This window comes from Stenotrophomonas sp. Steno-Z2, assembly GCF_056393235.1.
In genome coordinates this window covers 542,118-568,129 of the sequence record NZ_JBWJOY010000002.1, presented here as the reverse complement: position 1 = coordinate 568,129, position 26,012 = coordinate 542,118, and the positions used below count along the sequence as shown (strand labels likewise).

Here is a 26,012-nt window from a genome sequence, read left to right as displayed (position 1 = left end):
CGGGGGCGCGGGCCTTCAGTCGCGGTCGGGCGCGCCCAGCGGGAACAGCGGCCGGTAGGGCCGGGCTTCCTCGACGGCGCGCGCGAACGACGGCCGGGCCAGCAGGCGCGCGCGGTAGCCGCGCAGCACGGGCATCGTGTCGGGGATGCGGTGGGTCCAGTCGGCGTAGAACAGCGCCGGCGCGGCGGCGCAGTCGGCCAGGGTGAACGCCTCGCCCGTCGCCCATTGCCTGCCGGCCAGCTGCTGCTCGAGCCAGCTGTAGGCCAGTTCCAGCCGTTGCTCCGCGTCCGCCCGCGCCTCGGCGGCCTTGTCGCCATCGCCGCTCAGCGCGCCGCCGACCGCGTGCTGCACCGGGCTCATCACGTGCAGGTCGAAGAAGCGGTCGAGGAAGCGCGCCTCCAGCGCCGCGGCCGGATCGTCCGGCAACAGGCGCACCGGGCCGCCGTGCTTCTGCTGCAGGTACTCGATGATGATGCTGGTCTCCACCACGCTGCGGCCGTCGTCCACCAGCAGCGGGAACTTGCGCAGCGGCCAGCGCTGCAGCCACTCGGCCGCGTTCTGCGGCGTGTCCGGGCCGAGCATGCGGAACTGGAACGGCGTGGCGTTCTCGTACAGCGCGATGAGCACCTTCTGCGTGTACGACGAGAACGGATGGCCATAGAGCAGCAGCGACATGGAAGCTCTCCGGAGCGGGGGGCCGAGAGGGCACTGTGTTGCCAACGCCGGTCCGGCGCAAGGGGCACGCCGGACGGCCGCGCCGATGTCCGTGGCGCCCCGTATCTGCCAGACTCCGCAGCGCCCATCGAACCGCCCCGGACGCACCGCATGACCGAACGCGCCACCCGCCTGCTGCACCTGCTGGACGAACTGCGGCGGCGCCGCAAGCCGGTGCGCGGCGCGCAGCTGGCCGAGCGGCTGGGGGTGAGCCTGCGCACGCTGTACCGCGACATCGACGCGCTGCGCGGGCAGGGCGCGGACATCGTCGGCGACCCCGGCATCGGCTACCAGCTGCGCGGGGGTTTCCTGCTGCCGCCGATGATGTTCTCGGCCGAGGAACTGGAGGCCATCGTGCTCGGCGTGCGCTGGGTGGCCTCGCATGCCGACCCGGACCTGGCCGTGGCCGCCGGCGCGGCGCTGGACCGGGTGACCGGCGTGCTGCCGGAGGACCTGCGCCTGCAGGTGGAGACCAGCGGGCTGTACGCGCCGCAATGGCATCCGACCGCGCCGGAACCGTGGCTGCCCGCGCTGCGCCGCGCCATCCGCGCCGGCAACCGGGTGCGCATCCATTACCGCGATGGCGAAGGCCGCGCCAGCGAGCGGATGATCTGGCCGTTCGCCATGGCCTTCCTGGCCGAGGTCCGGCTGCTGGCCGCCTGGTGCGAGATGCGTGGCGACTTCCGCCATTTCCGCGCCGACCGCGTGGTGGACCTGGACGACACCGGCCAGCGCTACCCCGAGCAACGCCACCATCTGCTCAAGCGCTGGGGCGAACAACGGCGGCAGCGCGAGGCGCGTTGACTGCTGACAGCGGCTGTCAGCAGCCCCCGCGCACACTGCGGGCTCCTTCCAACGCAGGAACCCGCCATGACCGCCACGCTGACCTTCTACACCCACCCCTTTTCCCGCGGCCGCGTCGCGCGCTGGATGCTGGAGGAAACCGGCCTGCCGTACGAGGAAGTGATCCTCGATTACGGCACCACGATGAAGGCGCCGGAGTACCTGGCCATCAACCCGATGGGCAAGGTGCCGGCGCTGCGCCACGGCGACGGCGTGGTGACCGAGAACGCGGCCATCTGCCTGCACCTGGCCGATCTGGTGCCGGAGAAGGGCCTGCTGCCGCCGCCCGGCTCGCCCGAGCGCGGCGCCTGTTATCGCTGGATGCTGTTCGCCGCCGGCCCGCTGGAATCGTTCATCACCGCGCGCCGGCACGGCGCGCTGGCGCCGTCGGTGGAGGCGGGCTACGGCAATGAGGCCGACCTGATGCGCACGCTGGAGAACGCGGTGACGGGCAGGAAGCATCTGGTGGGCGAGCGTTTCACCGTCGCCGATCTGTACATGGCCGCGCTGCTTGGTTACTACATGCGCGTCGGCGAGCTGGCACCGACGTCGGCGTTCGAAGCCTATGCGGCGACGCACCTGCAGCGGCCGGCGGCGCAGCGGGCCAATGCGCGGGACGATGCGTTGGTGGCGGAACGGGCGGAGAGCGCCTGAGCGCGGCACGCTGCCGCCGTTGCCGTTGCCGTTGCCGTTGCCGTTGCCGTTGCCGTTGCCGTGCTTGTGAAGTTGCTCTGTTTTTGACTTCCGTATCCCCTTCCGCAGCGACGGAGCCGACGGACGAGACCCCGAAGGGGCGACGTGCAGGGACGCACGTCGTTTTTCGACACGACAGGGATGTCGTGTCGAAAAATCCCGGCGGCGGAGTGGACCCGGCGCGCGTAGCGCGTCGGGCGCGTAGGCAGGGGCGTGTTTCTTTGGGCCACGTTTCTTTGCACGAGCAAAGAAAGGTGGCTCGCGCCCCGAAGGGGAGCGAAAGCCTTTGATCCTGTTTCTGCCCTTGCTCTGGCTTCTCCTGGAGGCTTGTGCCAAAGCGATAGGCAAAGGACCAAGCCAGAGGCCAAGCCAGTGCCAGAGGAAAAGGATAGAGTCCAAGGCAAAGCGCAAGGCAAAGCGCAAGGCAGAGGCCAAGCATGAAGCGGAAGCTTGAAAGCAGAGCTTTCGCCCCTGCTTCGCAGGAGCGAGTTACTTCTCTTTGCTCGTGCAAAGAGAAGTAACCAAGAGAAAGCACGCCCCTGCCTCCGCGCCCACGGCACTGCGTGCCGCGGGTCCACTCCGCCGGCGGGATTTTTCGACGAGACATCCATGTCTCGTCGAAAAACGGCGTGCGTCCCTGCACGCCGCCCTTCGGGTTTTTCCCGCCGGCTCCGTCGCTGCGGAAGGGGGCCCGGAAATCAAAAGCGGGAGAGCAACAGCACAATACGGGCAACCGCAACCGCAACCGCAACCGCAACCTCAGGCGCGCGCGATCTGCGAGCGTGCGCTCACAGCAACGACTTCATCCGGTACAGCGCCTCCAGCGCCTGCTTCGGCGTCAGCTCATCCGGATCGATCGCCTGCAATGCCTCCAGCGCCGCCGAGGACACCGGCGCGAACAGGCCGAACTGCTGCGGCGCGTCCAGTGCCTGCGGCGCCATCTGCGCCGCGTGCGTCTCGCCGCCGCGCTGCTCCAGCTCGGCCAGCCGGCGCCGCGCCTGCGCCACGGTGGCGCGCGGCAGGCCGGCCAGCGCCGCTACCTGCAGGCCGAAACTGCGGTTGGCCGGGCCGTCCTTGACCGCGTGCATGAACACCAGCGCCTCGCCATGCTCCACCGCGTCCAGGTGCACGTTGGCGATGCCGCTGGGGCCGCCTTCGTGGGTCTCGTCGGCCAGCGCGGTCAGTTCGAAGTAGTGCGTGGCGAACAGGGTGTAGCAGCGGTTGGCGTGGGCGAGGTGGCGCGCCACCGCGTCGGCCAGCGCCAGGCCGTCGTAGGTGGAGGTGCCGCGGCCGATCTCGTCCATCAGCACCAGCGAGTGCGCGGTGGCGTGGTGCAGGATGTAGCTGGTCTCGGCCATCTCGACCATGAAGGTCGACTGGCCCTTGGCCAGGTCGTCGCCGGCGCCGATGCGGGTCAGGATGCGGTCGATCGGGCCGATCACCGCGCGGCTGGCCGGCACGAAGCTGCCGATGTGGGCCAGCAGCACGATCAGCGCGTTCTGCCGCATGTAGGTCGATTTACCGCCCATGTTCGGGCCGGTAATGACCAGCATGCGCCGCTGCGGGTGCAGGTCCAGGTCGTTGGGTTCGAACGGCGCCTCGCGCACCGCCTCCACCACCGGGTGGCGGCCGCGCTCGATCTTCAGGCACGGCGCGGTTTCCAGCTCCGGCTGCGACCAGTCCAGCGCCTGCGCGCGTTCGGCGAAGCAGGCCAGCACGTCCAGTTCGCTCAGCGCGGCGGCGCAGCGCTTGAGCGGCTCCAGGTGCTGGCCGATGGTGTCGAGCAGGCCTTCGTACAGCAGCTTCTCGCGCGACAGCGAGCGCTCGCGCGCGGACAGCACCTTGTCCTCGAAACTCTTCAGTTCTTCGGTGATGTAGCGCTCGGCGTTGGTCAGGGTCTGGCGGCGGGTGTAGTGCACCGGCGCCTTGTCGGCCTGGCCCTTGCTGATCTCGATGTAGTAGCCGTGCACGCGGTTGTAGCCGACCTTCAGGGTCGGGATGCCGCTGCTCTCGCGCTCGCGGATTTCCAGGTCGATCAGGAACTGGTCGGCGTGGGTGGACAGGCGCCGCAGCTCATCCAGCTCGGCGTCGAAGCCCTCGGCGATCACGCCGCCGTCGGACAGCTTGAGCGGCGGCTGTTCGGCGATGGCGCCGGCCAGCAGGCGTGCGCTGTCGTCGTGCGAGCCGAGTTCGGCGCGCAGCTGCTGCAGGCGCGGCGAATCCAGCGCTTCGAGCTGCGCGGCGATGGCCGGCAGCATGCCCAGGCCGTCGCGCAGGGTGGAAAAATCGCGCGGGCGCGCCGAGCGCAGCGCCATGCGGGTGAGGATGCGCTCGATGTCGCCGAGCGCGCGGAAGGATTCGCGCAGGTCGGCATCCACGCCGCGGTCGATCAGCGTCGCCACGGCATGGTGGCGCTGCTGCAGCACCTCGCGCAGCCGCAGCGGGCGGTGCAGCCAGCGCCGCAGCAGGCGCCCGCCCATCGGCGTGACCGTACTGTCCAGCACGCCCAGCAGGGTGTTGCGGGTGTCGCCGTCCACACGCGTGTCCAGCTCGAGGTGGCGGCGGGTGGCGGCATTCATCGCGATCGCCTCGCCGGCGTTCTCCATCGCGATGGCGGTCAGGTGCGGCAGGCGCTGCTTCTGGGTTTCCTCGACGTAGCCGAGCAGGGCGCCGGCGGCGGCGGTGGCGCGTGGCTTGTCGTCGATGCCGAAGCCGGAAAGATCGTGCAGCTTGAAGAAATTCAGCAGCTGCCGGCGGCCGCTGTCGGCGTCGAACAGCCACGGCGCGCGGCGGCGCACGCCGCTGCGCTGGCGCAGGAATTCCGGCCAGTTCTCCTCGTCCGGGACCAGCAGCTCGGCCGGTTCCAGCCGCGCCAGTTCGGCTTCCAGCGCGTCGTCGGTTTCGACCTCGTTGACCAGGAAACGGCCGCCGGCCAGGTCGGCCCAGGCCAGGCCGTAGCCCTGTTTGCTGCGCGACAGCGCCATCAGCAGGGTGTCGCGGCGTTCGTCCAGCAGGGCCTCGTCGGTGACCGTGCCGGGGGTGACGATGCGCACCACCTTGCGTTCGACCAGGCCCTTGGCCAGCGCCGGGTCGCCGATCTGCTCGCAGATCGCCACCGACTCGCCCAGCGCCACCAGCCGCGCCAGGTAGCCCTCGTAGGCGTGCACCGGCACGCCGGCCATCGGGATCGGCGCGCCGCCGGAGCTGCCGCGCTGGGTCAGGGTGATGTCGAGCAGGCGCGCGGCCTTGCGCGCGTCGTCGTAGAACAGCTCGTAGAAGTCGCCCATGCGGAAGAACAGCAGCAGGTCCGGGTGGTCGGACTTGGCCGCGAAGTACTGCTTCATCAGCGGGGTGTGTTCGACCGCGCCGTTGTCCTGGCGGCCCTTCTTGGTGGGTTCGACGTGTTGCAAGTGCTTGGCTTCCGGCGGATGGCCCGTGCCGCCGGCCGCTGGGGCGGCGGTGCGGGCGTGGTGCATGGATGGCCCCATGATACGGGGCGCGGCCGCAGGCGACGAACCGGGCCGGCGCGCGCCACGGGCGGGGCGGGCGCGCGCCTTACCCCGCGGCGTCTTCGAGGAAGCCGGCCGGCGGCGCGAAAAACAGGTTGCCGCTGACCGTGCGGCTGAAATCCAGCAGGCGGTCGTGGTTGCCCGGCGGGTTGCCGATGAACATGTTGCGCAGCATCTTCTCGATGCGCGTCGGCGTGCAGGCGTAGCCGATGAAGAAGGTGCCGTATTCGCCCCTGGCGGCGTCGCCGAAGGACATGTTGCTGCGCAGGATCTTCAGTTCCCTGCCGTCCTCGACGATGTTGGTCAGCGCGTTGTGCGCGTAGCTGGGCTTGGCATCGTCGTCCAGTTCGATGTTGTCCAGCTTGGTGCGGCCGACGATGCGTTCCTGCTCGGCCACCGGCACCGCGTTCCAGCCCTGCAGGTCGTGCAGGTATTTCTGGGTGACGACATAGCTGCCGCCGGCGAAGCCGGGGTCGTCGGCGCCGACCAGGGCGGCCTCGCGGGCTTCGTCGTCCACCGGGTTCTCGGTGCCGTCGACGAAGCCGATCAGGTCGCGGCTGTCGAAATAGCCGAAGCCGTTCACCTGGTCGGCGCTGGCCACGGCGTCGCCCAGCCGCGTCATCAGCTGCGTGGCCAGTTCGAAGCACAGGTCCATGCGCCCGGCGCGGATGTGGAACAGCAGGTCGCCGGGCGTGGCGACGGCGCGGTGCCTACCGTCGATTTCGATGAAGGGGTGCAGTTCCTTCGGGCGCGGCGCGCCGTACAGGCGGTCCCAGGCCTCCGAGCCGACGCCGGTCACGCAGCACAGCCCGCCGTCGAGCACGCGCGAGCCGATCGAGCGCACCAGGGTGGAGACGTCGCCGCACACCGCGCGGGCGCGGGCGCTGGCCTGCGTGTCGGGCCTGAGCGTGACGACGAGGAAAATGGCCGCGCGGCTGAGGCCGGCGGTGACGGGCTGGGCGGTGGTGGTCATGCGGAACCTGCGAGGTGGCGGTGCGCGGGCAGGGCCGCCCGCGTGGCCGGAGGATTCTAGCCGCTCAGTCGTCCGCGTCCGGCACGCCCTCGGCAAGCGGCACCCGGGTGCCGTCGAGCAGGCCGCGGCTGAGCCGGCCGTCCTCGATGAACAGCAGTTCGCCGTTCTCGCCCTTCTTGATGCTGCTGTCGATGGCGATGATGCGGCCGCCATGGAAGCTGCTGACGTGCGGCATCGAGGTGTGGCCGACGACGATGCGCTTCAGCCCCAGCCGGTCGAGCAGGTCCTGCACGCCGGCGGTATCCAGGCGCCCGTCGAAATAGCCGCGGTACCAGATCGGGCTGGTCTTGCCGTCGTACAGCGGCGCGGTGGCCGGGTCGGCCTTGACCTCGGCCTTGGGCCGGCCCAGCGAGGCCTGGTAGGCGGCGTTGGTGGCGGCCGGGTCCAGCGCCAGCGGCAGCGCCTCGGGCGAGATGCCGCCATGCAGGAATAGGGTGTCGCCGATGCGCAGCAGCACCGGGCGGGTGCGCAGCCACTGCCCGATCACCGAATCGGCGCCGTACAGCTGCGGGTAGCTGCGACCCAGCAGCTGCGCGCTGCGCAGGTACTTGGGATTGACGTAGCGCAGGTCGTCGTACAGCACCATGGTCTCGTGGTTGCCGAGCACGAAATGCACCGCGCCGCCGGCCGCGGCGGCCTGCTGCTGCAGGCCGTACAGCAGCCAGAACGCCTCGGTGACCTGCGGGCCGCGGTCGAACACGTCGCCGGCGATCACCAGGGTGTCGCGGCCCAGCGTCCAGCGGTCCTCGCCGTCGATCACGCCATGGGCGCGCAGCAGCTTCACCAGCAGGCCGTACTGGCCATGGATGTCGGACACGGCGACGATGCGCGGCGCCTGCGGCAGCACCGCCGTGGCCACCGGCGCGGGCGGCGCGACCGCCACCGGATGCGCATAACCGCAGCGCGGGGGCACCGTTGCCTGCGCCGCGTCCCAGGCCTGTTCCTGCACCGCGTCGTCGCAGATCCAGCGGGCGCGCAGGCGGCCGTCCTCGCGGAACACGTAAGGACCGTCGGCATCGACATGCGCGGCCGGCACCGGAGGCTCGGCGGCGAAGCCGGGCGCGGTGGCCAGCAGCGCCAGTGGCAGCAGCAGCGCGCGGAGGCAGCGGGAACTCGGCATCGGGCTTTCCTCGGTCGATGGAAGACCACACAAGGGTAGGCCAGCACGCCCCCGCGGGCATGTGTCATCGGTCCTGCGCGGGGAAGGAACAGCCGCCGCTCCGGCGCTGTCCTGTCTTTCGACGGCGCCGCACGGACAACACGCCATCCGGCACTGATCTTCATGGTGCGCAGGCACTAGACTCCACGCTGATTCCTTCCGCGAGAACAGTCCATGCCGGTTTCCCGAACCCTGCGCGCCGCCGTCGCGGCCTTCCTGTTCGCGGCGAGCGCCGCCCAGGCCGGCGAACCGCGCCTGTCGCCGGAGCAGGCGCAGCTGCTGTCCAGCATTTCCGCCGATGCGATGCGCGGGCACCTGGCCTTCCTTGCCTCGGACGCGCTGGAAGGCCGCGGCACGCCGTCGCGCGGGCTGGACATCGCCGCCGAATACATCGCCTCGCAGTTCCGCGCCGCCGGGCTGGAGCCGCTGGGCGATGAGGGCTATTTCCAGACCGCGGACTGGCGCGAGATCGCGCCCGAGCGCGAGCGCGCAAAGTTCGCCGACGCGCCGGCGCCGCTGCCGGTGCGCAACGTGGTCGGGCTGCTGCGCGGTTCGGACCCGGCGTTGAGCCGCACCTACGTGATGGTGACGGCGCATTACGACCACCTGGGCATCCGCGAAGGCAAGGGCGATGACCCCATCTACAACGGCGCCAACGACGATGGCAGCGGCACGGTTTCGGTGATCGAGCTGGCGCGCGCGTTCGCCGCGCAGGCGCAGCGGCCGAAGCGCAGCATCGTGTTCATGACGGTGTTCGGCGAGGAACACGGGCTGGTGGGCTCGCGCTACTACGGCGCGCACCCGCTGGTGCCGGTGGCCGACACCGTGGCCAACATCAACCTGGAGCAGATCGGCCGCACCGACGACAGCGAGGGCCCGCAGGTGCGGGCCGCCGCGCTCACCGGCGCCGACTATTCCGAGGTGGGCGACGTGCTGCGCAAGGCCGGCGAGCTGACCGGCACGCGCATCACCCGGCACCCGGTGAACAGCGACCGCTATTTCGGCGCCAGCGACAACCAGGCGCTGGCCGATCTCGGCGTGCCGGCGCACACGGTCAGCGTCGCCTACGCCTTCCCCGATTACCACGGCCCCGCCGATACCTGGGACAAGATCGACTACGCCAACATGGCGGCGATCGACCGCACCGTGGCGCTGGCGGTCCTGACCCTCGCCAACGATCCGCAGGCGCCGCGCTGGAACGCCGACAACCCCAAGGCCGCCAAGTACCTGGAGGCGGCGCGCGCGCTGCGCGCCGGGAAGTGATCAGCGCCGGTCCGTTTCCGCTGATGGCGGTGCTGGGGCTCGTCGCCGCCTTCATCGCCTGGCTGTTCGCGCGCGCGCTGGCCGTGGCGGCCGACGGCGCGCGCGGCCGCGCCGGCGCGGTGGTGGTCGACGCGTTCCTGCTGGGCGTGCTCGGCGCGCGCCTGGCGCATGTGCTGTGGCACCTGGGCGACTACCTGCCGCAGCCGCTGTCGATCATCCGCCTGGGCGACGGCGGCTATTCGGTGTGGGCCGGCGCGATCGTGGCGGCGGCGTATGCGCTGTGGCGGACGCGGCGCCATGCGCCGCGCCGGCCGGTGCTGCTGGGGCTGGCGGCCGGCGCCGCGTTCTGGCTGGTGGGCGGCATGGCGCTGTTCGCCGTGCAGCGCTCGACCATCGTGCTGCCCGACATCGTGCTCGCCGACGTGCACGGCGCTGCGGTGCCGCTGTCCACCCACGCGGGCAAACCGCTGGTGGTGAACCTGTGGGCGAGCTGGTGCGGCCCGTGCCGGCGCGAGATGCCCACGCTGGCGCGCGCCCAGGCCGAGCACCCGCGCATCGGCTTCGTGTTCGCCAACCAGGGCGAGGACGCCGCCGAGGTGGCCGACTACCTGCGCAGCGAAGCGCTGGCGCCGGGGAACATCCTGCTGGATCCGGGGTCGGAGCTGATGCGCCTGACCGGCGCGCGCGCGCTGCCGACCACGCTGTTCTTCGACGCCGACGGCCGGCTGCGCGCCGCGCACATGGGCGAACTGTCGCGGGCGACGCTGGAAGCGCGCCTGCGCGAACTGCAATGACTTTCCGATTCCCCCGAAGAGAAACGCGATGATCCGTTCCCGACCGACCCTGTTCCTGCTCGCGGCCACCCTGCTGGCGCCGGCCGCCTGCGCCCGCGATGGCGGCGCCGCGCCGCCCGCCGCCGGCAAGGCCGGCACCGCCGCCGCCGAGCCGGAGGTGGTCAAGACCCTGCGCGGGCAGGGCGTGGAGTTCATGGGCACGTTCCAGACGCCGGTGGGACTGACCGGCTATGCCGGCGTCGCCGGGCAGCGCCCGCTGGCGGTGTACGTGTCCAGCGACGGGCAGCACGCGATCGTCGGCACCCTGATCAATGCCAAGGGCGAGGACGTCGGCGCGGCGAAGCTCAAGGAACTGGTATCCGGGCCGATGGGCGCGAAGCTGTGGCAGCGGGTCGAAGCCAGCCACTGGGTGGCCGATGGCCGCGCCGACGCGCCGCGCGTCGTCTATGCCTTCAGCGATCCCAACTGCCCGTACTGCAATCGTTTCTGGGAAGCGGCGCGGCCGTGGGTGGAGTCGGGCAAGGTGCAGATCCGGCAGATCCTGGTGGGCGTGATCCGCGAGGACAGCGCCAACAAGGCCGCGGCGATCCTGGGCGCGGCGTCGCCGGAGCAGGCGCTGCAGCAGAACGAACGCAATTTCGCCCGCGGCGGCATCAAGGGCCTGGCCAGGGTGCCGGCCGACGCCGAGGCCAAGCTGCGCGAGAACGAACTGGCGATGCTGGAACTCGGTTTCCAGGGCACGCCGGGCATCGTGTTCAAGGACGCCGACGGCAGCGTGCAGACGCGCTCGGGCCTGCCGCAGGGCGAGGACCTGCAGGCGGTGCTGGGGCCGCGTTGACGCCGGCCTGCGCGGCATGAACGCGGCCGTGCCGCAGGCGGCGATGTAATAGTCTCCGCCGCGGCACGCTGACTAAGCTGGCGCGGTCCTGCCAGGAGCCCGCCATGAGCCACGACCACAACCACCTGCCCAGCGAGATCCGCCACGAAAAGCCGCTGTGGTGGGCGCTGGCGCTGACCTCGTCCTACCTGGTGGTGGAAGTGGTCGGCGCGTTCATGACCAACAGCCTGGCGCTGCTGTCCGACGCGGCGCACATGGCTACCGACGCGCTCGCGCTGGTGATCGCGCTGACCGCGGTGCGGCTGAGCCGGCGGCCGCCCGATGCGCGCCGCACCTACGGCTATGCGCGGCTGGAAGCGCTGGGCGCCCTGGTCAACGGCGCGCTGCTGTTCGTGGTGGGCCTGTACATCCTGTGGGAAGCGGTGGACCGCTTCCGCGAGCCGCAGGCCATCGCCTCGACCGGCATGCTGTGGGTGGCCGGCTTCGGCCTGCTGGTGAACCTGGTCGCCATGCGCCTGCTCAGCGCCGGCAGCGGCGAGAGCCTCAACGTCAAGGGCGCCTACCTGGAAGTGTGGAGCGACATGCTCGGCTCGGTGGCGGTGATCGTCGCCGCGCTGGTCATCCGCCTCACCGGCTGGACCCTGGTCGATCCGATCCTGGCGGTGCTGATCGGCCTGTGGGTGCTGCCGCGCACCTGGGTGCTGCTGCGCGACGCGTTGAACGTGCTGCTGGAAGGCGTGCCCAAGGGCATGGCGCTGGCCGACGTGGAACAGGCGCTGCGCGGGCACGCCGGCGTGGCCGACATCCACGACCTGCATGTGTGGGCGCTGGGCTCGAGCACGCCGGCGCTGACCGCGCACGTGGTCACCGCCGGTGGCCAGGACGCGGATGCGCTGCGGCGCGCGCTGGCCGCCATGCTGCATGAGCGCTTCGCCATCGACCACGTGACCCTGCAGGTGGAAGCCGACCACTGCGGCGATGCCTGCAGCGCGCATGCGCCGCCGGCGCGGCACGATCATGGCGATCACGATCACGAAGGCCACGACCACCGGCACTGACGCGGGCAGGTGCGAGGCTTGCCTCGCACGCGGGTGCCACGACGGGAAAGGCCCCTGCGGGGCACGCCCCGCCTCTGCGCGCAGGGGCCGGTGGCTCCGCATCCGGCAAGCCGTCACTAACGGGGCATGCAGCCCAGCGCGCCGAGCACGCCCTGCAGGGCCGGCACCTGCATCAGCCACGGCGCGGCGATGGTCAGCAGACCAGCAGCCAGCACGACGCCGGCCAGGGCCACGCGCAGGCCGGGGCGCTGCAGCCAGCGGCCCATGCGCGCGCCCGACCAGGTCAACGGCAGCATCACCGGCAGCGTCGCCAGGCCGAATACCGCCATCACCAGCGCGCCGCCCAGCGCGCTGGCCTGCAGCCAGGCCACGCCCAGCAGGCCCAGGCTGAGGCCGCAGGGCATCCAGCCCCACAGCGCGCCCAGCGCCACGCGGCGCCAGCCGCGGTCGGCCGGCAGTAGGTGCCGGTGCAGCGGCCGCAGCCACTGCCACAGCTGCCGGCCGGGGCGGGCCAGCAGATCGAAACGGCTGCCGCGGCCGAGCAGGCGCAGCGCCAGCAGGACCAGGGCCAGGCCGGCGGCGACACGCACGCCCAGCGCCAGGCCGTCGCTGCGCGCCAGCCGCAGGATGCCGCCGCCGAGCCCGCCGGCCAGCGCGCCGGCCAGCGTGTAGCCGCCGATGCGGCCGAGATTGGCCTGCCAGGCAACGCTCAACGCGCGGCCCGGCGCCATCGCCGGGAAGCCGGTGGCGATGCCGCCGCACATCACCGCGCAGTGCAGGCCGCCGAGCAGGCCAGCGACGAGAGCGGCGGCCAGGACCGGGATGTCCAGCGGCAGCATGGTCAGCGTCCGCGCGCCGGGTCCGCGGCGCGGACATCCGCGTCGGCCGGCTGGCCGGCGGGCGGGGCGGGGCGGTCGTTGTCCTCGAGGATGTCCAGCGCCGGCGTATCGAGATCGTCGAACTGGCCGCGCTTGACCGCCCAGACGAAGGCGGCCACCGCCAGCCCCAGCAGCACCAGGCTGATCGGGATCAGCATCAGCAGGATGGCCATCAGCGTGCCTCCGGTGTCTTGAGCCGCGCCAGGCGCAGCGCGTTGAGGGTCACCAGCAGCGACGACAGCGCCATGCCCAGCGCCGCCAGCCACGGCGTGACCCAGCCGGCCGCGGCCAGCGGCAGCGCCAGCAGGTTGTAGCCGGTGGCCCAGGCCAGATTCTGGCGGATGATGCGCCGGGTGGCGCGCGCCAGCGCGACCGCGGCGGGAATGCGGCGCAGGCCACCGCCGGTGGTGACCAGGTCGGCGGCGCGGTGCGCCAGCGGGGCGCCTTCGCCCATGGCGATGGAAACATCGGCGCCGGCCAGCACCGGCGCGTCGTTGAGGCCGTCGCCGACCATCGCCACCACCCGGCCTTCGGCCTGCAGCCGCCGCACCAGCGCCAGCTTGTCCTCGGGCGACTGCCGCGCGTGCGCCTCGCCCAGGCCCAGCGCCGTGGCCATGCGCCGCACCGCCGCCTCGCCGTCGCCGCTGGCCAGGTGCAGGCGCAGGCCCTGCGCGCGCAGCGCGGCCAGCGCCTGCGCGGCATCGTCGCGGGCGCGTTCTTCCAGCACGAAGCGGGCGGCGGCGCGCTGGCCGTCGCCCAGCCACAGCGCGCCGTCGTCCTCGCCTGCGGCGGCGAAGTCGGCCCGCCCCAGCCGCCAGTGGCGGCCCTCGACCCGGCCCTGCACGCCGCGCCCGGGCACCGCTTCGACCTGGGCGGCGGCCAGCGCGGCGGCATCGCCCGTTGTGAAGGCGGCGGCCAGCGGGTGGCCGCTGTCGCGTTCCAGCGCCGCGGCGATCCGCAGCGCGGCGGCCGCATCCAGCGTGTCGTCCAGCACCTGCGTGGCGGCCAGCACCGGGCGGCCGTCGCTGAGCGTGCCGGTCTTGTCGAACACGATGTCGGTGGCGCGCGCCAGCGTGTCCATCGCGTCCGGCCGCACCGCCAGCAGGCCGATGCGGGCCAGCGCGCCGTGCGCGGTGGCCAGCGCCGCCGGCACCGACAGCGACAGCGCGCAGGGGCAGCTGATGACCAGCAGGGCCAGGGTGACTTCCAGCGCGCGCCCGGGCTGGTAGTGCCACCAGCCGGCGAACACCGCCAGCGCCACCGGCAGCAGCGCCAGCACGAAACGGCTGCCGATGCGGTCGGCCAGGCGCGCCAGCGCGGGGCGATGCTCCTGCGCCTGCTCGACCAGCCGCGCCAGCTGCGACAGGCGGGTGGCGGTGCCGGTGGCGGCAACGCGCAGCCGCGCCGGGCGTTCGCGGCAGACGGTGCCGGCGTAGACCGGCTCGCCGGGCTGCCTGCGCACCGGCGCCGATTCGCCGGTCAGCAGCGCTTCCTCGAACCAGGCTTCGTCGCCGTCGTCGCCGAGCAGCACGCCATCGGCCGGCACCGCTTCGCCGGCCGCCACGCAGGCCACGTCGCCCACGCCCAGCGCCGCCAGCGGCACCGACTCGCGGCGGCCGCCGGCCAGTTCGCGGGTGGCGAAGGCCGGGCGCGCGCGCGCCAGCGCGTCGACCTGGGCGCTGGCCACGGCGCGCGCGCGCTGTTCGAGCATGCGCGCGGCCAGCAGCAGGAAGACGAACATCACCGCCGCGTCGTACCAGACATGCGGACCGCCGCGGATCGTCTCCAGCAGGCTGGCGAAATAGGCGAGCAGGGTGGAGCCGGCGATCAGCACGTCCATGCCCAGGCGGCGTTCGCGCAGTTCGCGCATCGCCCCGGACAGGAACGGCCAGCCGGAATAGAACACCACCGGCGTGCACAGCAGGAAGGTCAGCCAGCGGAAGAAGTCGCGCGTGGGCACCGGCATGGTGCCGTTGAAATCCAGGTACAACGCCTCGGCCAGCATCATCGCCTGCAGCATGCCGAGCCCGGCGATGCCCAGCCGCAGCAGCCAGCGCCGGCGCTCGCCGGTGCGCTGGCGCTCGGCGGCCTCGCTGCCGGCCAGGTACGGGCGGTAGCCGAGCATCGCCAGCCGCCGCAGCGGCGTGGACAGCGCGGTGCGCGCCGGGTCCCAGGCGATGCGGATGCGGCCGGTGACGGCGTTGGCGCCGCAGTCGATCACGCCCGGCTCGCGCGCCAGCGCGCGGTCGATCAGCCAGGCGCAGGCGGCGCAGCGCATGCCGTCGGTGAGCAGGGTGATCTCGCGGCCGCCCGCTACCGGCCGGCTGTGTTCGTCCTGCACGTCGTCGCGGTCCCAGACCGCCAGGTCCGGCAGGTCCTCGCCCACGCGCGCGGCGTTGGCGCTGCGCAGGCGGTAGTAGCCGTCCAGCTCGGCGCTGGCGATCCACTCGGCGGCCGCGGCGCAGCCGGGGCAGCAGAAGGCGTGCGTGCCGGTGCCCGTTGCCGCCCGGTGCGGCTGCGCCGGCAATGCTTCGCCGCAGTGGTGGCAGATGCCGGTGGCCACCGCGACGGCGGGCGACAGGGCCGGATGGGCGCTCACGGCCAGGCTCAAGGTTCTCCGCCCAGCAAGGGGGAGAGGCGGGCGGCATGCTGCTGTTTCGGCAGCCGGCCATGCAGGCGCCAGCGGCCTTCGGCGTCGCGCAGCTGCACGACCCAGTCGTGCCCGGCGTCCACGGCCGTTTCGACGCGCCAGCCCGGTCCCTGCGGCGCCAGTTCCAGGCGCAGGTCGCCGGACTGGCGGGTGGGGTGTTCCAGCACCAGCTGCAGCGGCGCGCCGGTGGCGAAGCGGCCGGTGGCCGGCAGCACTTCGACGATGCCGTCCTCCACGCGCAGCACCGCGCTCAGGCCCTGCTTGCGTGCCGCCTCGTCCGCGCCGAGGTCGGTGGTCTGGATCTGCGACACGCGCTGCACGGGGTCGGACACGACATCGGCGCCGCCGGAGCGCACGGCGACGATCACCAGGCCGACGCCGGCCACGATGGACAGCAGCGGCAGGCCGACCACCAGCCAGAACGCGGGGATGCGCCAAGGGGATTGGGAACGTTCGTTCATTGCACCGGACCAAAGAAGCTGCTTTCGACGACGCGCTTCTCGCCGCCGTCCTCGCGTTCGACCACGAAGCGCAGGGCGCGGCGGCCGCCGGCCTCGCCATCGGCGACCACGCTCAGCGCCACCGGCAGCACCTGCTCGGGGCCGGCCTGCACCTCGGCCTGGCCCTGCAGGCGCAGCCCGGCGTCCGCCGGCTCCAGCGTGATGCGGTAGCGCCGGGCCTGCTGGCTCTTGTTGATCAGCTTGAGCGTGTAGTCGTTGGCGATGCTGCCATCGGCGGACTGCCGGTACAGCGCGTTGCGGTCGCGCAGCACTTCGGCGATCAGTTCGCTGCGGTGGCTTACGCCCCACGCCCACGCGCCGCACAGGCCCAGCAGGAGCAGGCCGTAGACGAGGATGCGCGGGCGCAGCACGCGGGTGGGCCTGCCGTCGATGGCGTTCTGCGTGGAGTAGCGGATCAGGCCGTGCGGGTAGCCCAGCTTGTCCATCACCTCGTCGCAGGCGTCGATGCAGGCGCCGCAGGCGATGCATTCGTACTGCAGGCCGTTGCGGATGTCGATGCCGGTGGGGCAGACCTGCACGCAGATGGTGCAGTCGATGCAGTCGCCCAGTTCCTCCGGCGCGAACTTCGGCAGCGGCGCCACCTCGGCCAGTTCGCCGTCCCAGGTGATCGTGCCCTTGGCGTGCGCGGCCTGGGTGGCGGCGGAGGGATGGCGGCTGCCGCGGAACACGTAGTCATGGGCGACCGACGGCGCCAGCAGGCCGCGCGCGCGTTCCAGCACGCTGGCGAGGCCGCGCTTGCGCGGGCCGCGTGGCTCGCCGCGCATCGGGTCGTAGGCGATCAGCAGGGTATTGCGGTCGAACATCGCGCTCTGGAAGCGCGCGTACGGGCACATGTACTTGCATACCTGCTCGCGCAGCACGCCGGCGTTGCCCCAGGTGGCGAACGCGTAGAACAGCACCCAGAAGGTTTCCCAGCCGCCCCACGCGAACGGCAGCAGGCGCGCGCCCAGGTCCCGGATCGGGGTGAAGAAGCCGACGAAGGTAAAACCGGTCCACAGCGCGAACAGCAGCCACAGCAGGTGCTTGCCGCCCTTGCGCAGCACCTTCTCGCCGTTCCACGGGCCGGCGTCGAGCTTCATGCGCCGCGCGCGGTCGCCCTCGGTCCAGCGCTCGATCCACAGGAAGGTCTCGGTCCACACCGTCTGCGGGCAGGCATAGCCGCACCACAGGCGTCCGGCCAGGGCGGTGGAGAAGAACAGGGTCATCGCCGCGATGATCAGCAGCAGCGCCAGGAACAGGAAATCCTGCGGCCAGAACACCAGGCCGAAGATATGGAACTTGCGTGCGGGTAGGTCGAACAGCACCGCCTGGCGGCCGTCCCACGACAGCCACGGGAACAGGTAGTACATGCCCAGCAGCCACGCCACCGCGGCCACGCGCAGCCGGTTGAAGCGCCCGGAGACATCGCGCGGGTAGACCTTGCGCTCGCTGACGTAGAACGAGTTGCCCTGGTCGTCCACGACATCCAGCGGAATGCGCCTGCTCATGGCGTGCGTTCCATGGCGGCCGCCGCGGACGGCGAGATAGGGGGCGGGAACGGGCGGATGGCGGTCATGGCGTGGCGTGCGGCTGCGCGGAAACGATCGGTGGGGGACGAGGGGCGGGAGCGGGGGAATGCGCGGCGCCGTTCAACGGTCCGGCGGCAGGGCGCGGTTGAAGCGGCTGGCGGGTCGCAGCAGGATCCAGGTGAACAGGCTGGACGAGGCGGTGGCCAGCCAGAACATGGCAAAGCCCAGCGTATAGCCGAGCTCGCGCGAGATCCGCAGGGTGGGGAAGGTCATGTCGCGCAGCGTCAGCGGGTCGACGAAGGCGAAGAACACCGTCGTCGCCACGCCGGCGGCGAAGAAGCTGGGCCAGGCGATGGCCCCCACGCGCTGCGCCAGCGGGCGTGGGGGATGGTCGAAGCGTGGCGCGCTGAAGCCGGTCACTTCGCGCCTGCCCCGGGCTTCGCGCCGGCCGCATCGTGCGACAGCGACCAGACGTAGGCGGCGACCAGGCGGGCGCGGGTCTCGCCGAGCAGTTCGCGGTGCGCCGGCATGCTGCCGTGGCGGCCTTCGGTGATCGTCGTGTACAGGCTTTGGCGGCTGTTGCCGTACAGCCAGTAGTCGTCGGTCAGGTCCGGCGCGCCGATGTCCTGGTTGCCCTTGCCGTCCACGCCATGGCAGGCCACGCAGACGCCGTCGTACAGCTTCTTGCCGCGCGCGGCCATGTAGTTGTTGTGCAGCGTCTCCGGGGCCGACAGGGTGCGCACGTAGGCGATGGTGTAGTCGATCGCTTCCGGGCCGCCCATGCCGGTCAGCACCGTGCCCCACTCGGGCATGATGCCTTCGCGGCCGTCCAGCACCGTTTCCAGCACGCGTTCGGGCGAACCGCCCCAGTGCCAGATGTCGTCGGCCAGGTTCGGGTAGCCGATGGCGCCCTGGCCCGAGGAGCCGTGGCAGGTGGCGCAGGTGTTGCCGAAGATCGAACGGCCCAGCGCCAGCGCCTTCGGGTCCTTCGCCAACTGGTCGATCGGCTGCCCGGCGTAGGGCTTGAAGGTCTGCTCGAGCTTGGCGTCCTCCACGGCCTTCTCCCTGGCGTGCTCGCCCCTGGAGGTCCAGCCGCTGTAACCGGGAACGTTGCCCAGGCCGCCGTACCAGAACAGGTAGCCGATGCTGAAGACGATGGTCAGGTAGAACAGGTTGATCCACCAGCGCGGCAGCGGCTTGTTGTACTCGGTGATGTCGCCGTCCCAGGTGTGCAGCGTGTCCTCCGGCTTCGGGTCGCCGGGGCGGCGGCGCGCGGTCCACCACAGCAGCCATACGCAGCCCAGGATGTTCAGCGCAACCAGGGCGATGACGTACCACGTCCATCCCATGCTCATCATCGGCGCTCTCCCCCGTTGCCGTATCGCACGTTGTCCTCTTCCAGCGGCAGGCGTGCCGCATCCTCGAATTCACGCTTGCGCTTCGGGCTCCAGGCCCAGATCCAGCCGCCGACGAACAGCGCCAGCAGCAGCGCGGTCACGATGCCGGAGATCATGGCTGGCCCCCCCGCGGCGCATGCCGCCCCAGGCCCTGCAGGTAGGCCACGACCGCATCCAGTTCGGTCCTGCCCTTGACGTCCTCGGCGGCGCTGGCGAGCTGCTCGTCGGTGTACGGGTCGCCCAGGGCCTTGAGCGCGCCCATGCGCCTGGCGACGGTGGCGCCATCCACTTCGTTCTTCTCCAGCCACGGGAAGCTGGGCATGTTCGACTCGGGCACCACGTCGCGCGGGTTGATCAGGTGCACGCGGTGCCAGGCGTCGGAGTAACGGCCGCCGACGCGCGCCAGGTCCGGGCCCGTGCGCTTGCTGCCCCACTGGAACGGGCGGTCGTAGACCGATTCGCCGGCCAGCGAGTAGTGGCCGTAGCGCTCGGTCTCGAAGCGCAGGGTGCGCACCATCTGCGAATGGCAGTTGTAGCAGCCTTCGCGCACGTAGATGTCGCGCCCGGCCAGTTCCAGCGCCGGGTAGGGCTCCACGCCTTCCAGCGGCTTGATCGCCTCGGCCTGGAACATCAGCGGCACGATTTCGGCCAGGCCGCCGAAGGACACGGCCACCGCGATCAGCACCGCCATCAGGCCGACGTTCTTCTCGACTTTCTCGTGGGGATTCTTGTTCTCGCTCATGGGTTTCCTTCCTCCTCAGGCACGCACTTCGGAGGCGTCGACGGGCAGCAGCGGCTGCGCTGCGATCGCGGGGGCGGTACGCCAGGTACGCCACACGTTCCAGGCCATCAGGCACATGCCGCCCAGCACCACCACGCCGCCGCCCAAGCGGATCAGGTAGTACGGGTAGGTGAACCTGAGCGACTCGACGAAGGTGTAGGTGAGGGTGCCGTCGTCGTTGGTCGCGCGCCACATCAGGCCCTGCATCACGCCGGCGATCCACATCGAGGCGATGTACAGCACCACGCCGATGGTGTGCAGCCAGAAGTGCGTGTCGATGGCCTTGACCGAATACATCTGCTCGCGGCCGAGCAGCCTGGGCATCAGCGCGTAGATCGAGCCGATGGAGATCATCGCCACCCAGCCCAGCGCGCCGGCGTGGACGTGGCCCACGGTCCAGTCGGTGTAGTGCGACAGCGAGTTGACCGTCTTGATCGACATCATCGGGCCTTCGAACGTGGCGATCATGTAGAACGACACGGCCACGATCAGGAACTTGAGGATCGGATCGGTGCGCAGCTTGTGCCACACGCCGGACAGGGTCAGCACGCCGTTGATCGCGCCGCCCCAGGACGGGGCCAGCAGGATCAGCGAGAACACCATGCCCAGCGACTGCGCCCAGTCGGGCAGGGCGGTGTACTGCAGGTGGTGCGGGCCGGCCCACATGTACACGGCGATCAGCGCCCAGAAGTGCACGATCGACAGGCGGTAGGAATACACCGGGCGGCCGGCCTGCTTGGGCACGAAGTAGTACATCATTCCCAGGAAGCCGGCGGTCAGGAAGAAGCCCACCGCGTTGTGGCCGTACCACCACTGCACCATCGCATCCACCGCGCCGCTGTAGACCGGATAGGACTTGTCCAGTCCGGCGGGGAGGGAAATGTTGTTGACGATGTGCAGCAGGGCGACGGCGATGATGAAGCTGGCATAGAACCAGTTCGCCACGTAAATGTGCTTGACCCGGCGCCTGGCGATGGTGCCGATGAACAGCACCGCGTAGGCCACCCACACCGCGGCGATCAGGATGTCGATCGGCCACTCCAGTTCGGCGTACTCCTTGCCCTGGGTGTACCCCAGCGGCAGGGTGATGGCCGCGGCCACGATCACCAGCTGCCAGCCCCAGAACACGAAGGCCGCCAGCCTGTCCGAGATCAGCCGCACGTGGCAGGTACGCTGCACCACGTGCAGGCTGGTGGCGAACAGGGCGCAGCCGCCGAAGGCGAAGATCACCGCATTGGTATGCAGCGGCCGCAGCCGCCCGTAGCCCAGCCACGGAATGCCCTCGCCGAGCGTCGGCCAGTAGAGCTGGGCGGCGATGACGACGCCGACCAGCATGCCCACGATGCCCCAGACCACGGTCATCACCGCGAACTGGCGCACCACCTTGTCGTTGTATGTCCCCTGCACGCTTTGCATGCGGCCTGATCCTCGGTCTGAACGGGGCGGATCATCCGCGCCGGGTGCGCGCCGGGCATTGACCTGGATCAATGCGTGGGCGGGCGTTTGCGGCCCCCGCCGTTCGCGGTGGCCGCCGGATCCCGGGCGGTGATGACACGGGCCCGGGCGGTAACCAACCCGGGGCGCGCTTCAAGAAAAATCAGCGGGTTACGACCAGCCGGCCCTTCATCAGCGCCGAATGGCCGGGGAAGGAGCAGTAGAAGCTGTAGTCGCCGCCGGCGCGGAGCCGGTTGCCGGGGAAGCGGACCTGGGTCGTCTGCCCGCCGCCCACCACGGAGGTATGGGCGATCACGCGGGCGTCGTTGGCCGGCACGTAGTGGCTGGCGGCGCCGGCGCGGATCGCGTCGCGGCTGACGCCGGCCATGTCGGCGGTGGTGGACACCACCACGTTGTGGCCCATGACCGTGGCCGGGAGCTTGCCGGTGTGGGCCAGTTCGACGGTGATGCTGGCGCAGCCGGCCGAAACGGTGGCTTCCTTCAGGTCGAACTGCATCGCGTCGTTGCCCTTGAGCGAGACGGTGCAGTTGCCGGCGGCCTGGGCCGCACCGGTGGCGCCGACCAGGGCCAGGGCGAGGAGAAGGCGACGCGGGGTTTTCATGGAGTGCTCCTGTGGACGTGCGAGGGATGCGGTGGCCCGGCGCGGGCGTGCGCCGGGCGACGCGCATAGCCTCGGCCCGGGCGCATCGCGTCGCCTTGATCTGGGTCAATCGCCACGCAGGCGGCGCGGGCCGGCGGCCTGTCCGAAGTCGCCTCCATGCAGCAGCCGGAAACCGCCATGGGTGGTTTCCGGCATCGCCTGCCGATGGCCGATGGGGGCGCCGCCAGGGCGGGCGGCAACAAAAAAGCCGGGGCTGCAGTGCAGCCCCGGCGTTTGTCGTCGTACCGCCTGGTGGACGGTCAGGCGATGGGTTCGCGCAGCACCGGCATGTCCCAGCCCGGGCGCGGCGCGAAGCGGTCGCCGTGGCGCGCCTGCAGGGTGCGCAGTTTGTCCACCAGCGCATCGGCGCCGGTGGCGCGGATGTGCTGGATCGGGCCGCCGCGGAACGGCGCGAAGCCGGTGCCGAAGATCACGCCGGCATCGAGCAGGTCGGCGTCGGCCACCACGCCGTCGTGCAGGCAGGCCACCGCCTCGTTGAGCAGCGGCAGGATCAGCCGGTCCTCCAGGTCCGACGGCGCCTGGTAGTCCCTGGCCACGTCGGGTTTGACCGCGCGGCCGTTCTCCCACTTGTAGATGCCCTGGCCGTCCTTCTTGCCGCGCCGGCCCGCTTCGACCGTCGCCAGCGCGGCCGGGATCTGCAGGCCCAGGAACGGCGCCAGTTCCCTGCCGACGCTGGCGGCCACGTCCAGGCCCACGGTGTCGAGCAGTTCGATCGGCCCCATCGGCATGCCGAACTTCACCGCGGCGCGGTCGATGACCGGGCCGGGGATGCCCTCGGCGTAGGCGGTGGCCGCTTCCAGCATGTAGGGGAACAGCACGCGGTTGACCAGGAAGCCCGGGGTGCCGGCCACCGGCACCGGGAACTTGCCCAGCGCCTTGCAGAACGCGGCCAGCCGCTGCGCGGTTTCCGGCGCCATGCGGTCGTGGTGGATGATTTCCACCAGCGGCATCTGCGCCACCGGGTTGAAGTAGTGCAGGCCGGCGAACTGCGCCGGACGGGCGATGTGCTCGCGCAGTTCCACCAACGGGATCGAGGAGGTATTGCTGGTCAGCAGCGCGTCGGCCTTCATGCGCGGCTCCAGCGACTGGTACAGCTCGCGCTTGGCTTCCGGGTTCTCGATGATGGCCTCGATCACCAGGTCGGCCCTGGCCACGCCTTCGCCGGCCAGGTCGGCCTTCAGCCGCGCCGCCACCTCCGGGCGTTTGGCCGGGTCCTTCACCTTCTTCTCGAACAGCGCCTGGGCGCGGGCCATGGCCGGGTCGATGAAGCGCTGCTCGCGGTCCTGCAGGGTGACGTCGAAGCCCTTGTAGGCCGCCCACGCTGCGATGTCGCCGCCCATCACGCCGGCGCCGACCACGTGCACGTGGCGGATGCCAGCGTCCTTGCCGCCCAGGCCCTTGAGCCGTTCGGTCAGGAAGAAGATGCGGATCAGGTTGCGCGCGGTCGGGCCGCCGGCCAGCTTGACCACCGCGCGGCGCTCGGCGTCCAGGCGCGCCTGGATGCCGCTGCCGCCGCTGCGTTCCCAGGTCGAGATCAGCGCGTAAGGCGCCGGGTACTGGTCCTTCCTGGCCTTGCGCGCGACCTGCTTGACCATCTGCGGGGCAAGGATCCTGCGCGCCAGCCAGGTATTGGTGGCCCAGGCGGTGGCGCGCTGCTTGAACGGCCGGGTCACGCCGGACTGCAGCAGCGACACCGCCGCGTCGACCAGCACCGCCGGCGCGGCCACCTTGTCGACCAGGCCGATGCCGCGCGCGGCCGAGGCCGACAGCGTGCGCCCGGTCAGCATCATGTCCATCGCCGCCGGCGCGCCGACCAGCCGCGGCAGGCGCGCGCTGCCGCCCCAGCCCGGGAAGATGCCAAGCTGGGTCTCGGGCAGGCCGATGCGGGTGGACGGATCATTGGAGGCCACGCGGTAACGGCAGGCCAGCGCCAGCTCGGTGCCGCCGCCCAGGCAGTGGCCGTGGATCGCGGCCACGGTCGGGCAGGGCAGCTCGGCCAGTTTCTGGTAGGTGGACTGGCCGCGGCGGATGGCGTCGTTGACGGTGCCGCGGCGGTCGAACTCCTGGAATTCCTTCAGGTCGGCGCCGGCGATGAAGCCGGCGGCCTTGGCCGAGCGGATCACCACGCCCCTGGGCGGGTCGATCGCCAGCCGCTCGACGATGTCGCCCAGTTCCAGCAGCACGTCCTGCGACATCGCGTTGACCGGACTGTCGCGGCGGTCCAGGGCGAGCACGACGATGCCGTCGTCGCGGATCTCGGCCTGCCAGTGAGTGAAGCGGAGCCCATCGAAACCTGAAAGCATGGGACGTTCCATCCGGTTGTGTATGGAGAAGATCGCTATGATCCAGAGGTTGTTTCCCCGGCGTCAAATCCCAATGCTTGGGAGGCATGGGCGTTCGCGCCGGCCGGTCATCGCCGACAGGCTATCCGAACGCAGGCTGGAACGTGTCTACATCCCCGTCGCGCGCGTCACGGCGCCGCGGGTGCGGTGGCCGCTATGCTCGCGTGTTGCGCGCACGCCGGCCGCGGCCGGCGGAATGTAAACATGCTCTGAAGGATGGCGCGGCGCCCCGGCAACGGGACGCTGAACTTTTTCCGCCACAGGCGGTCTCATTGCCCGACGTCGGTTGGGCTGACAGGAGTGCGGCCCTTTATGGCCGAGGTTGAAACACCGCAGGAGCTGGATCTGGAGCTGGTCCGGCGCGTGCAGCGCGGCGAGAGCGCGGCGTTCGATGTCCTGGTGCGCAAGTACCAGCACCGCATCGTCGCGCTGATCGGGCGCTACATCGCCGACTGGAGTGAATGTCAGGACGTGGCCCAGGACACTTTCGTGCGCGCCTACCGCGCGATCGGGAATTTCCGTGGCGACGCCCAGTTCTATACCTGGTTGCATCGAATCGCAGTGAATACCGCCAAGAACTACCTTGCCGCGCACAACCGGCGCCCGCCGACCGACGACGTCGAGATCGGCGACGCCGAACAGTTCGACGCCGGCGCGCGCCTGCGCGACACCGACACGCCCGAACGCGAGCTGATGCGGCAGGAACTGGAACAGACCGTGATGAAGGCGGTCGACGCGCTTCCCGAGGAACTGCGTTCGGCCATCACGTTGCGAGAGGTGGAAGGCATGAGCTACGAGGAAATCGCGCAGAAGATGGGCTGCCCGATCGGCACGGTGCGTTCGCGGATCTTCCGCGCCCGCGAGGCCATCGACGTCCAGCTGCGCCCGCTGCTGGACACCGCCAGCGCCACCCGTGAAAGGAGCCGCGCATGAACGTTTCCGGTCGTGTCGATGCGGCGGGCGATGCCGCCGACAAGTTCGAGCTGCATTACCGGCAGCAGCTGTCGGCCCTGGTCGACGGCGAACTGCCCACCGACGAGGCGCGCTTCCTGCTGCGCCGGCTGGAGCACGACGGCGAACTGTCCGGGTGCCAGGAGCGCTGGCAGCTGCTCGGCGACGTGCTGCGCGGCCGCGCCTGCGCGCCGGCGCCGGCCGGTTTCGAATTGAAGGTCCGCGAAGCGGTCGCCGCCGAAGCCCGGCACGCGCCGCCGGCGGCGGAGCGGCAGGCGCGCCGCGCCGGCTGGCGGCGCTGGGGCGGCGGCGCCGCGCTGGCGGCCTCGGTCGCGGCCGTGGCGCTGTTCATGACGCGCGAACAACTGCCCGGACCGGGTGTGCCGGAAACCGTGATCGCCACCGCCGCGCAGGTCCCGGCGCCGGCGGTCGTGGCCGATGCCGGCCAGGCGCCGGATGCCGGCGGCCAGGCAGGCCTGGCCGCCGCCGCGCCCGCCGTCGCCGTGGCCGCCCTGCGGCGCGCGGAGGCCCCGGCACGCCGCGGCAGCGCCACCCGCACCCAGCAGGTGGCGCGCAGCGCCGCCCTGCGCCAGGCCGAGCCGGCGCGCGCGGTCGCCGCGCAGGCGCCGGTGCCGGCGTTGCGCACCGACCCGTTCGCCGACCCCGGCAACGTGCTGCGCGCGCGTCCCTGGCCGCGCTCGACGCTGTCGCCGGCGCTGTCCAACCATGCCTTGAATGCCAGCCTCGTGCCCTCCGAGGGCGGGGCGGCCTTCTATCCGTTCGAACCGCGGATGCCCTCGCAGGGCATGTCCGTGGAGCCCGACGCGCAGCCGCGGCACTGAGGCGGCATTCCTTTCCCCGCACCCGCGGCCTGCGCGGGTGCCGTTCCCCGGGATTTCCTTGTCCGGCGGCCGACGCCGGGCGGAAGGTGTTTCCTACTCTTTCAATCGGAGGCTCGATCCTG

At 71.3% G+C, this 26,012-nt stretch carries 24 protein-coding genes; 8 read left to right on the top strand and 16 right to left on the bottom strand.

Annotated elements, in window-relative coordinates; genetic code table 11:
- Positions 1–15 precede the first annotated feature (15 nt).
- Positions 16–675 (bottom strand): glutathione S-transferase family protein, encoded by a 660-nt coding sequence (locus AC06FP_RS07735; protein WP_478075096.1) that lies wholly within the window; start codon positions 673–675, stop codon positions 16–18.
- A 150-nt stretch (positions 676–825) separates the two neighbouring features.
- On the opposite strand from AC06FP_RS07735, the gene AC06FP_RS07730 reads away from it, so the two are divergent.
- Positions 826–1,518, top strand: a complete 693-nt coding sequence (locus AC06FP_RS07730) for a helix-turn-helix transcriptional regulator (protein WP_456118605.1) — start codon at positions 826–828, stop codon at positions 1,516–1,518.
- 66 nt (positions 1,519–1,584) lie between these two features.
- A complete protein-coding gene (locus AC06FP_RS07725) occupies positions 1,585–2,211 on the top strand; it encodes a glutathione S-transferase family protein (protein WP_478075095.1) in 627 nt (208 codons plus the stop codon).
- Between the two features lie 827 nt (positions 2,212–3,038).
- Here the strand turns inward: AC06FP_RS07725 and mutS are convergent.
- From mutS to AC06FP_RS07710, 3 genes are all read right to left on the bottom strand, one after another.
- Positions 3,039–5,594 carry a DNA mismatch repair protein MutS gene (gene mutS, locus AC06FP_RS07720; protein ID WP_478075303.1) on the bottom strand — a complete coding sequence of 852 codons (2,556 nt, stop codon included), beginning with the start codon at positions 5,592–5,594 and terminating at the stop codon, positions 3,039–3,041.
- A 211-nt stretch (positions 5,595–5,805) separates the two neighbouring features.
- Positions 5,806–6,732, bottom strand: a complete 927-nt coding sequence (locus tag AC06FP_RS07715; RefSeq protein WP_478075094.1) for a Dyp-type peroxidase — start codon at positions 6,730–6,732, stop codon at positions 5,806–5,808.
- Positions 6,733–6,796: 64 nt separating this feature from the next.
- Positions 6,797–7,912 (bottom strand): metallophosphoesterase, encoded by a 1,116-nt coding sequence (locus AC06FP_RS07710; protein WP_478075093.1) that lies wholly within the window; start codon positions 7,910–7,912, stop codon positions 6,797–6,799.
- A gap of 213 nt (positions 7,913–8,125) precedes the next feature.
- Here AC06FP_RS07710 and AC06FP_RS07705 point away from each other — a divergent pair, with 213 nt between their 5' ends.
- The 4 genes from AC06FP_RS07705 (at position 8,126) to AC06FP_RS07690 (ending at position 11,904) form a co-directional block, all read left to right on the top strand.
- The gene (locus AC06FP_RS07705; RefSeq protein ID WP_478075092.1) at positions 8,126–9,214 is read left to right on the top strand and encodes a M28 family peptidase; all 1,089 of its coding nucleotides are present in this window, start codon (positions 8,126–8,128) and stop codon (positions 9,212–9,214) included.
- Positions 9,211–10,008, top strand: a complete 798-nt coding sequence (locus AC06FP_RS07700) for a prolipoprotein diacylglyceryl transferase family protein (RefSeq protein WP_478075091.1) — start codon at positions 9,211–9,213, stop codon at positions 10,006–10,008. Before AC06FP_RS07705 ends, AC06FP_RS07700 begins: the two co-directional genes overlap by 4 nt.
- A 28-nt stretch (positions 10,009–10,036) precedes the next feature.
- Positions 10,037–10,846 (top strand): thiol:disulfide interchange protein DsbG, encoded by an 810-nt coding sequence (dsbG, locus tag AC06FP_RS07695; RefSeq protein WP_478075090.1) that lies wholly within the window; start codon positions 10,037–10,039, stop codon positions 10,844–10,846.
- 104 nt (positions 10,847–10,950) lie between these two features.
- Positions 10,951–11,904 carry a cation diffusion facilitator family transporter gene (locus tag AC06FP_RS07690; RefSeq protein WP_478075089.1) on the top strand — a complete coding sequence of 318 codons (954 nt, stop codon included), beginning with the start codon at positions 10,951–10,953 and terminating at the stop codon, positions 11,902–11,904.
- A gap of 116 nt (positions 11,905–12,020) precedes the next feature.
- On the opposite strand, the gene AC06FP_RS07685 is transcribed toward AC06FP_RS07690, so the two are convergent.
- From AC06FP_RS07685 to AC06FP_RS07630, 12 genes are all read right to left on the bottom strand, one after another.
- Positions 12,021–12,743, bottom strand: coding sequence for a sulfite exporter TauE/SafE family protein (locus tag AC06FP_RS07685; protein ID WP_478075088.1), 723 nt, complete (start codon positions 12,741–12,743; stop codon positions 12,021–12,023).
- Positions 12,744–12,745: 2 nt separating this feature from the next.
- A complete protein-coding gene (gene ccoS / locus AC06FP_RS07680; protein ID WP_478075087.1) occupies positions 12,746–12,955 on the bottom strand; it encodes a cbb3-type cytochrome oxidase assembly protein CcoS in 210 nt (69 codons plus the stop codon).
- Positions 12,955–15,381, bottom strand: a complete 2,427-nt coding sequence (locus AC06FP_RS07675) for a heavy metal translocating P-type ATPase (protein ID WP_478075086.1) — start codon at positions 15,379–15,381, stop codon at positions 12,955–12,957. The genes ccoS and AC06FP_RS07675 overlap by 1 nt, the downstream gene beginning before the upstream one ends.
- Positions 15,382–15,389: 8 nt before the next feature.
- A complete protein-coding gene (locus tag AC06FP_RS07670; protein ID WP_478075085.1) occupies positions 15,390–15,893 on the bottom strand; it encodes a FixH family protein in 504 nt (167 codons plus the stop codon).
- The gene (locus AC06FP_RS07665) at positions 15,890–17,440 is read right to left on the bottom strand and encodes a 4Fe-4S dicluster domain-containing protein (RefSeq protein ID WP_478075084.1); all 1,551 of its coding nucleotides are present in this window, start codon (positions 17,438–17,440) and stop codon (positions 15,890–15,892) included. Before AC06FP_RS07665 ends, AC06FP_RS07670 begins: the two co-directional genes overlap by 4 nt.
- A 141-nt stretch (positions 17,441–17,581) precedes the next feature.
- A complete protein-coding gene (locus tag AC06FP_RS07660) occupies positions 17,582–17,881 on the bottom strand; it encodes a hypothetical protein (protein WP_456118631.1) in 300 nt (99 codons plus the stop codon).
- Positions 17,878–18,816, bottom strand: coding sequence for a cytochrome-c oxidase, cbb3-type subunit III (gene ccoP, locus AC06FP_RS07655; protein WP_456118633.1), 939 nt, complete (start codon positions 18,814–18,816; stop codon positions 17,878–17,880). Before ccoP ends, AC06FP_RS07660 begins: the two co-directional genes overlap by 4 nt.
- The gene (locus tag AC06FP_RS07650) at positions 18,816–18,974 is read right to left on the bottom strand and encodes a cbb3-type cytochrome oxidase subunit 3 (protein ID WP_456118635.1); all 159 of its coding nucleotides are present in this window, start codon (positions 18,972–18,974) and stop codon (positions 18,816–18,818) included. Before AC06FP_RS07650 ends, ccoP begins: the two co-directional genes overlap by 1 nt.
- On the bottom strand, positions 18,971–19,600 hold the full coding sequence (gene ccoO, locus AC06FP_RS07645; RefSeq protein WP_478075083.1) for a cytochrome-c oxidase, cbb3-type subunit II: 630 nt from the start codon (positions 19,598–19,600) through the stop codon (positions 18,971–18,973). Before ccoO ends, AC06FP_RS07650 begins: the two co-directional genes overlap by 4 nt.
- A gap of 15 nt (positions 19,601–19,615) precedes the next feature.
- The gene (gene ccoN / locus AC06FP_RS07640; protein WP_456118639.1) at positions 19,616–21,055 is read right to left on the bottom strand and encodes a cytochrome-c oxidase, cbb3-type subunit I; all 1,440 of its coding nucleotides are present in this window, start codon (positions 21,053–21,055) and stop codon (positions 19,616–19,618) included.
- 181 nt (positions 21,056–21,236) lie between these two features.
- Positions 21,237–21,695 (bottom strand): azurin, encoded by a 459-nt coding sequence (gene azu, locus AC06FP_RS07635; protein WP_478075082.1) that lies wholly within the window; start codon positions 21,693–21,695, stop codon positions 21,237–21,239.
- Positions 21,696–21,994: 299 nt separating this feature from the next.
- Positions 21,995–24,058 carry a 3-hydroxyacyl-CoA dehydrogenase NAD-binding domain-containing protein gene (locus AC06FP_RS07630; RefSeq protein WP_478075081.1) on the bottom strand — a complete coding sequence of 688 codons (2,064 nt, stop codon included), beginning with the start codon at positions 24,056–24,058 and terminating at the stop codon, positions 21,995–21,997.
- A 351-nt stretch (positions 24,059–24,409) separates the two neighbouring features.
- Between AC06FP_RS07630 and rpoE the strand changes: the two genes are divergently transcribed.
- A complete protein-coding gene (rpoE, locus tag AC06FP_RS07625) occupies positions 24,410–25,030 on the top strand; it encodes an RNA polymerase sigma factor RpoE (protein WP_153192518.1) in 621 nt (206 codons plus the stop codon).
- Complete coding sequence (locus tag AC06FP_RS07620; RefSeq protein WP_478075080.1) at positions 25,027–25,890, top strand: sigma-E factor negative regulatory protein; 864 nt, start codon at positions 25,027–25,029, stop codon at positions 25,888–25,890. Before rpoE ends, AC06FP_RS07620 begins: the two co-directional genes overlap by 4 nt.
- The last annotated feature ends 122 nt before the right edge of the window (positions 25,891–26,012 follow it).

Bases quoted from the DNA above. Each gene is read 5' to 3' on its own strand.
- AC06FP_RS07735 (WP_478075096.1), bottom strand. From the start codon at position 675: ATGTCGCTGCTGCTCTATGGCCATCCGTTCTCGTCGTACACGCAGAAG.
- AC06FP_RS07730 (WP_456118605.1), top strand. From the start codon at position 826: ATGACCGAACGCGCCACCCGCCTGCTGCACCTGCTGGACGAACTGCGG.
- AC06FP_RS07725 (WP_478075095.1), top strand. From the start codon at position 1,585: ATGACCGCCACGCTGACCTTCTACACCCACCCCTTTTCCCGCGGCCGC.
- mutS (WP_478075303.1), bottom strand. From the start codon at position 5,594: ATGAAGCAGTACTTCGCGGCCAAGTCCGACCACCCGGACCTGCTGCTG.
- AC06FP_RS07715 (WP_478075094.1), bottom strand. From the start codon at position 6,732: ATGACCACCACCGCCCAGCCCGTCACCGCCGGCCTCAGCCGCGCGGCC.
- AC06FP_RS07710 (WP_478075093.1), bottom strand. From the start codon at position 7,912: ATGCCGAGTTCCCGCTGCCTCCGCGCGCTGCTGCTGCCACTGGCGCTG.
- AC06FP_RS07705 (WP_478075092.1), top strand. From the start codon at position 8,126: ATGCCGGTTTCCCGAACCCTGCGCGCCGCCGTCGCGGCCTTCCTGTTC.
- dsbG (WP_478075090.1), top strand. From the start codon at position 10,037: ATGATCCGTTCCCGACCGACCCTGTTCCTGCTCGCGGCCACCCTGCTG.
- AC06FP_RS07690 (WP_478075089.1), top strand. From the start codon at position 10,951: ATGAGCCACGACCACAACCACCTGCCCAGCGAGATCCGCCACGAAAAG.
- AC06FP_RS07685 (WP_478075088.1), bottom strand. From the start codon at position 12,743: ATGCTGCCGCTGGACATCCCGGTCCTGGCCGCCGCTCTCGTCGCTGGC.
- ccoS (WP_478075087.1), bottom strand. From the start codon at position 12,955: ATGGCCATCCTGCTGATGCTGATCCCGATCAGCCTGGTGCTGCTGGGG.
- AC06FP_RS07670 (WP_478075085.1), bottom strand. From the start codon at position 15,893: ATGAACGAACGTTCCCAATCCCCTTGGCGCATCCCCGCGTTCTGGCTG.
- AC06FP_RS07665 (WP_478075084.1), bottom strand. From the start codon at position 17,440: ATGAGCAGGCGCATTCCGCTGGATGTCGTGGACGACCAGGGCAACTCG.
- ccoP (WP_456118633.1), bottom strand. From the start codon at position 18,816: ATGAGCATGGGATGGACGTGGTACGTCATCGCCCTGGTTGCGCTGAAC.
- AC06FP_RS07650 (WP_456118635.1), bottom strand. From the start codon at position 18,974: ATGATCTCCGGCATCGTGACCGCGCTGCTGCTGGCGCTGTTCGTCGGC.
- ccoO (WP_478075083.1), bottom strand. From the start codon at position 19,600: ATGAGCGAGAACAAGAATCCCCACGAGAAAGTCGAGAAGAACGTCGGC.
- ccoN (WP_456118639.1), bottom strand. From the start codon at position 21,055: ATGCAAAGCGTGCAGGGGACATACAACGACAAGGTGGTGCGCCAGTTC.
- azu (WP_478075082.1), bottom strand. From the start codon at position 21,695: ATGAAAACCCCGCGTCGCCTTCTCCTCGCCCTGGCCCTGGTCGGCGCC.
- AC06FP_RS07630 (WP_478075081.1), bottom strand. From the start codon at position 24,058: ATGCTTTCAGGTTTCGATGGGCTCCGCTTCACTCACTGGCAGGCCGAG.
- rpoE (WP_153192518.1), top strand. From the start codon at position 24,410: ATGGCCGAGGTTGAAACACCGCAGGAGCTGGATCTGGAGCTGGTCCGG.
- AC06FP_RS07620 (WP_478075080.1), top strand. From the start codon at position 25,027: ATGAACGTTTCCGGTCGTGTCGATGCGGCGGGCGATGCCGCCGACAAG.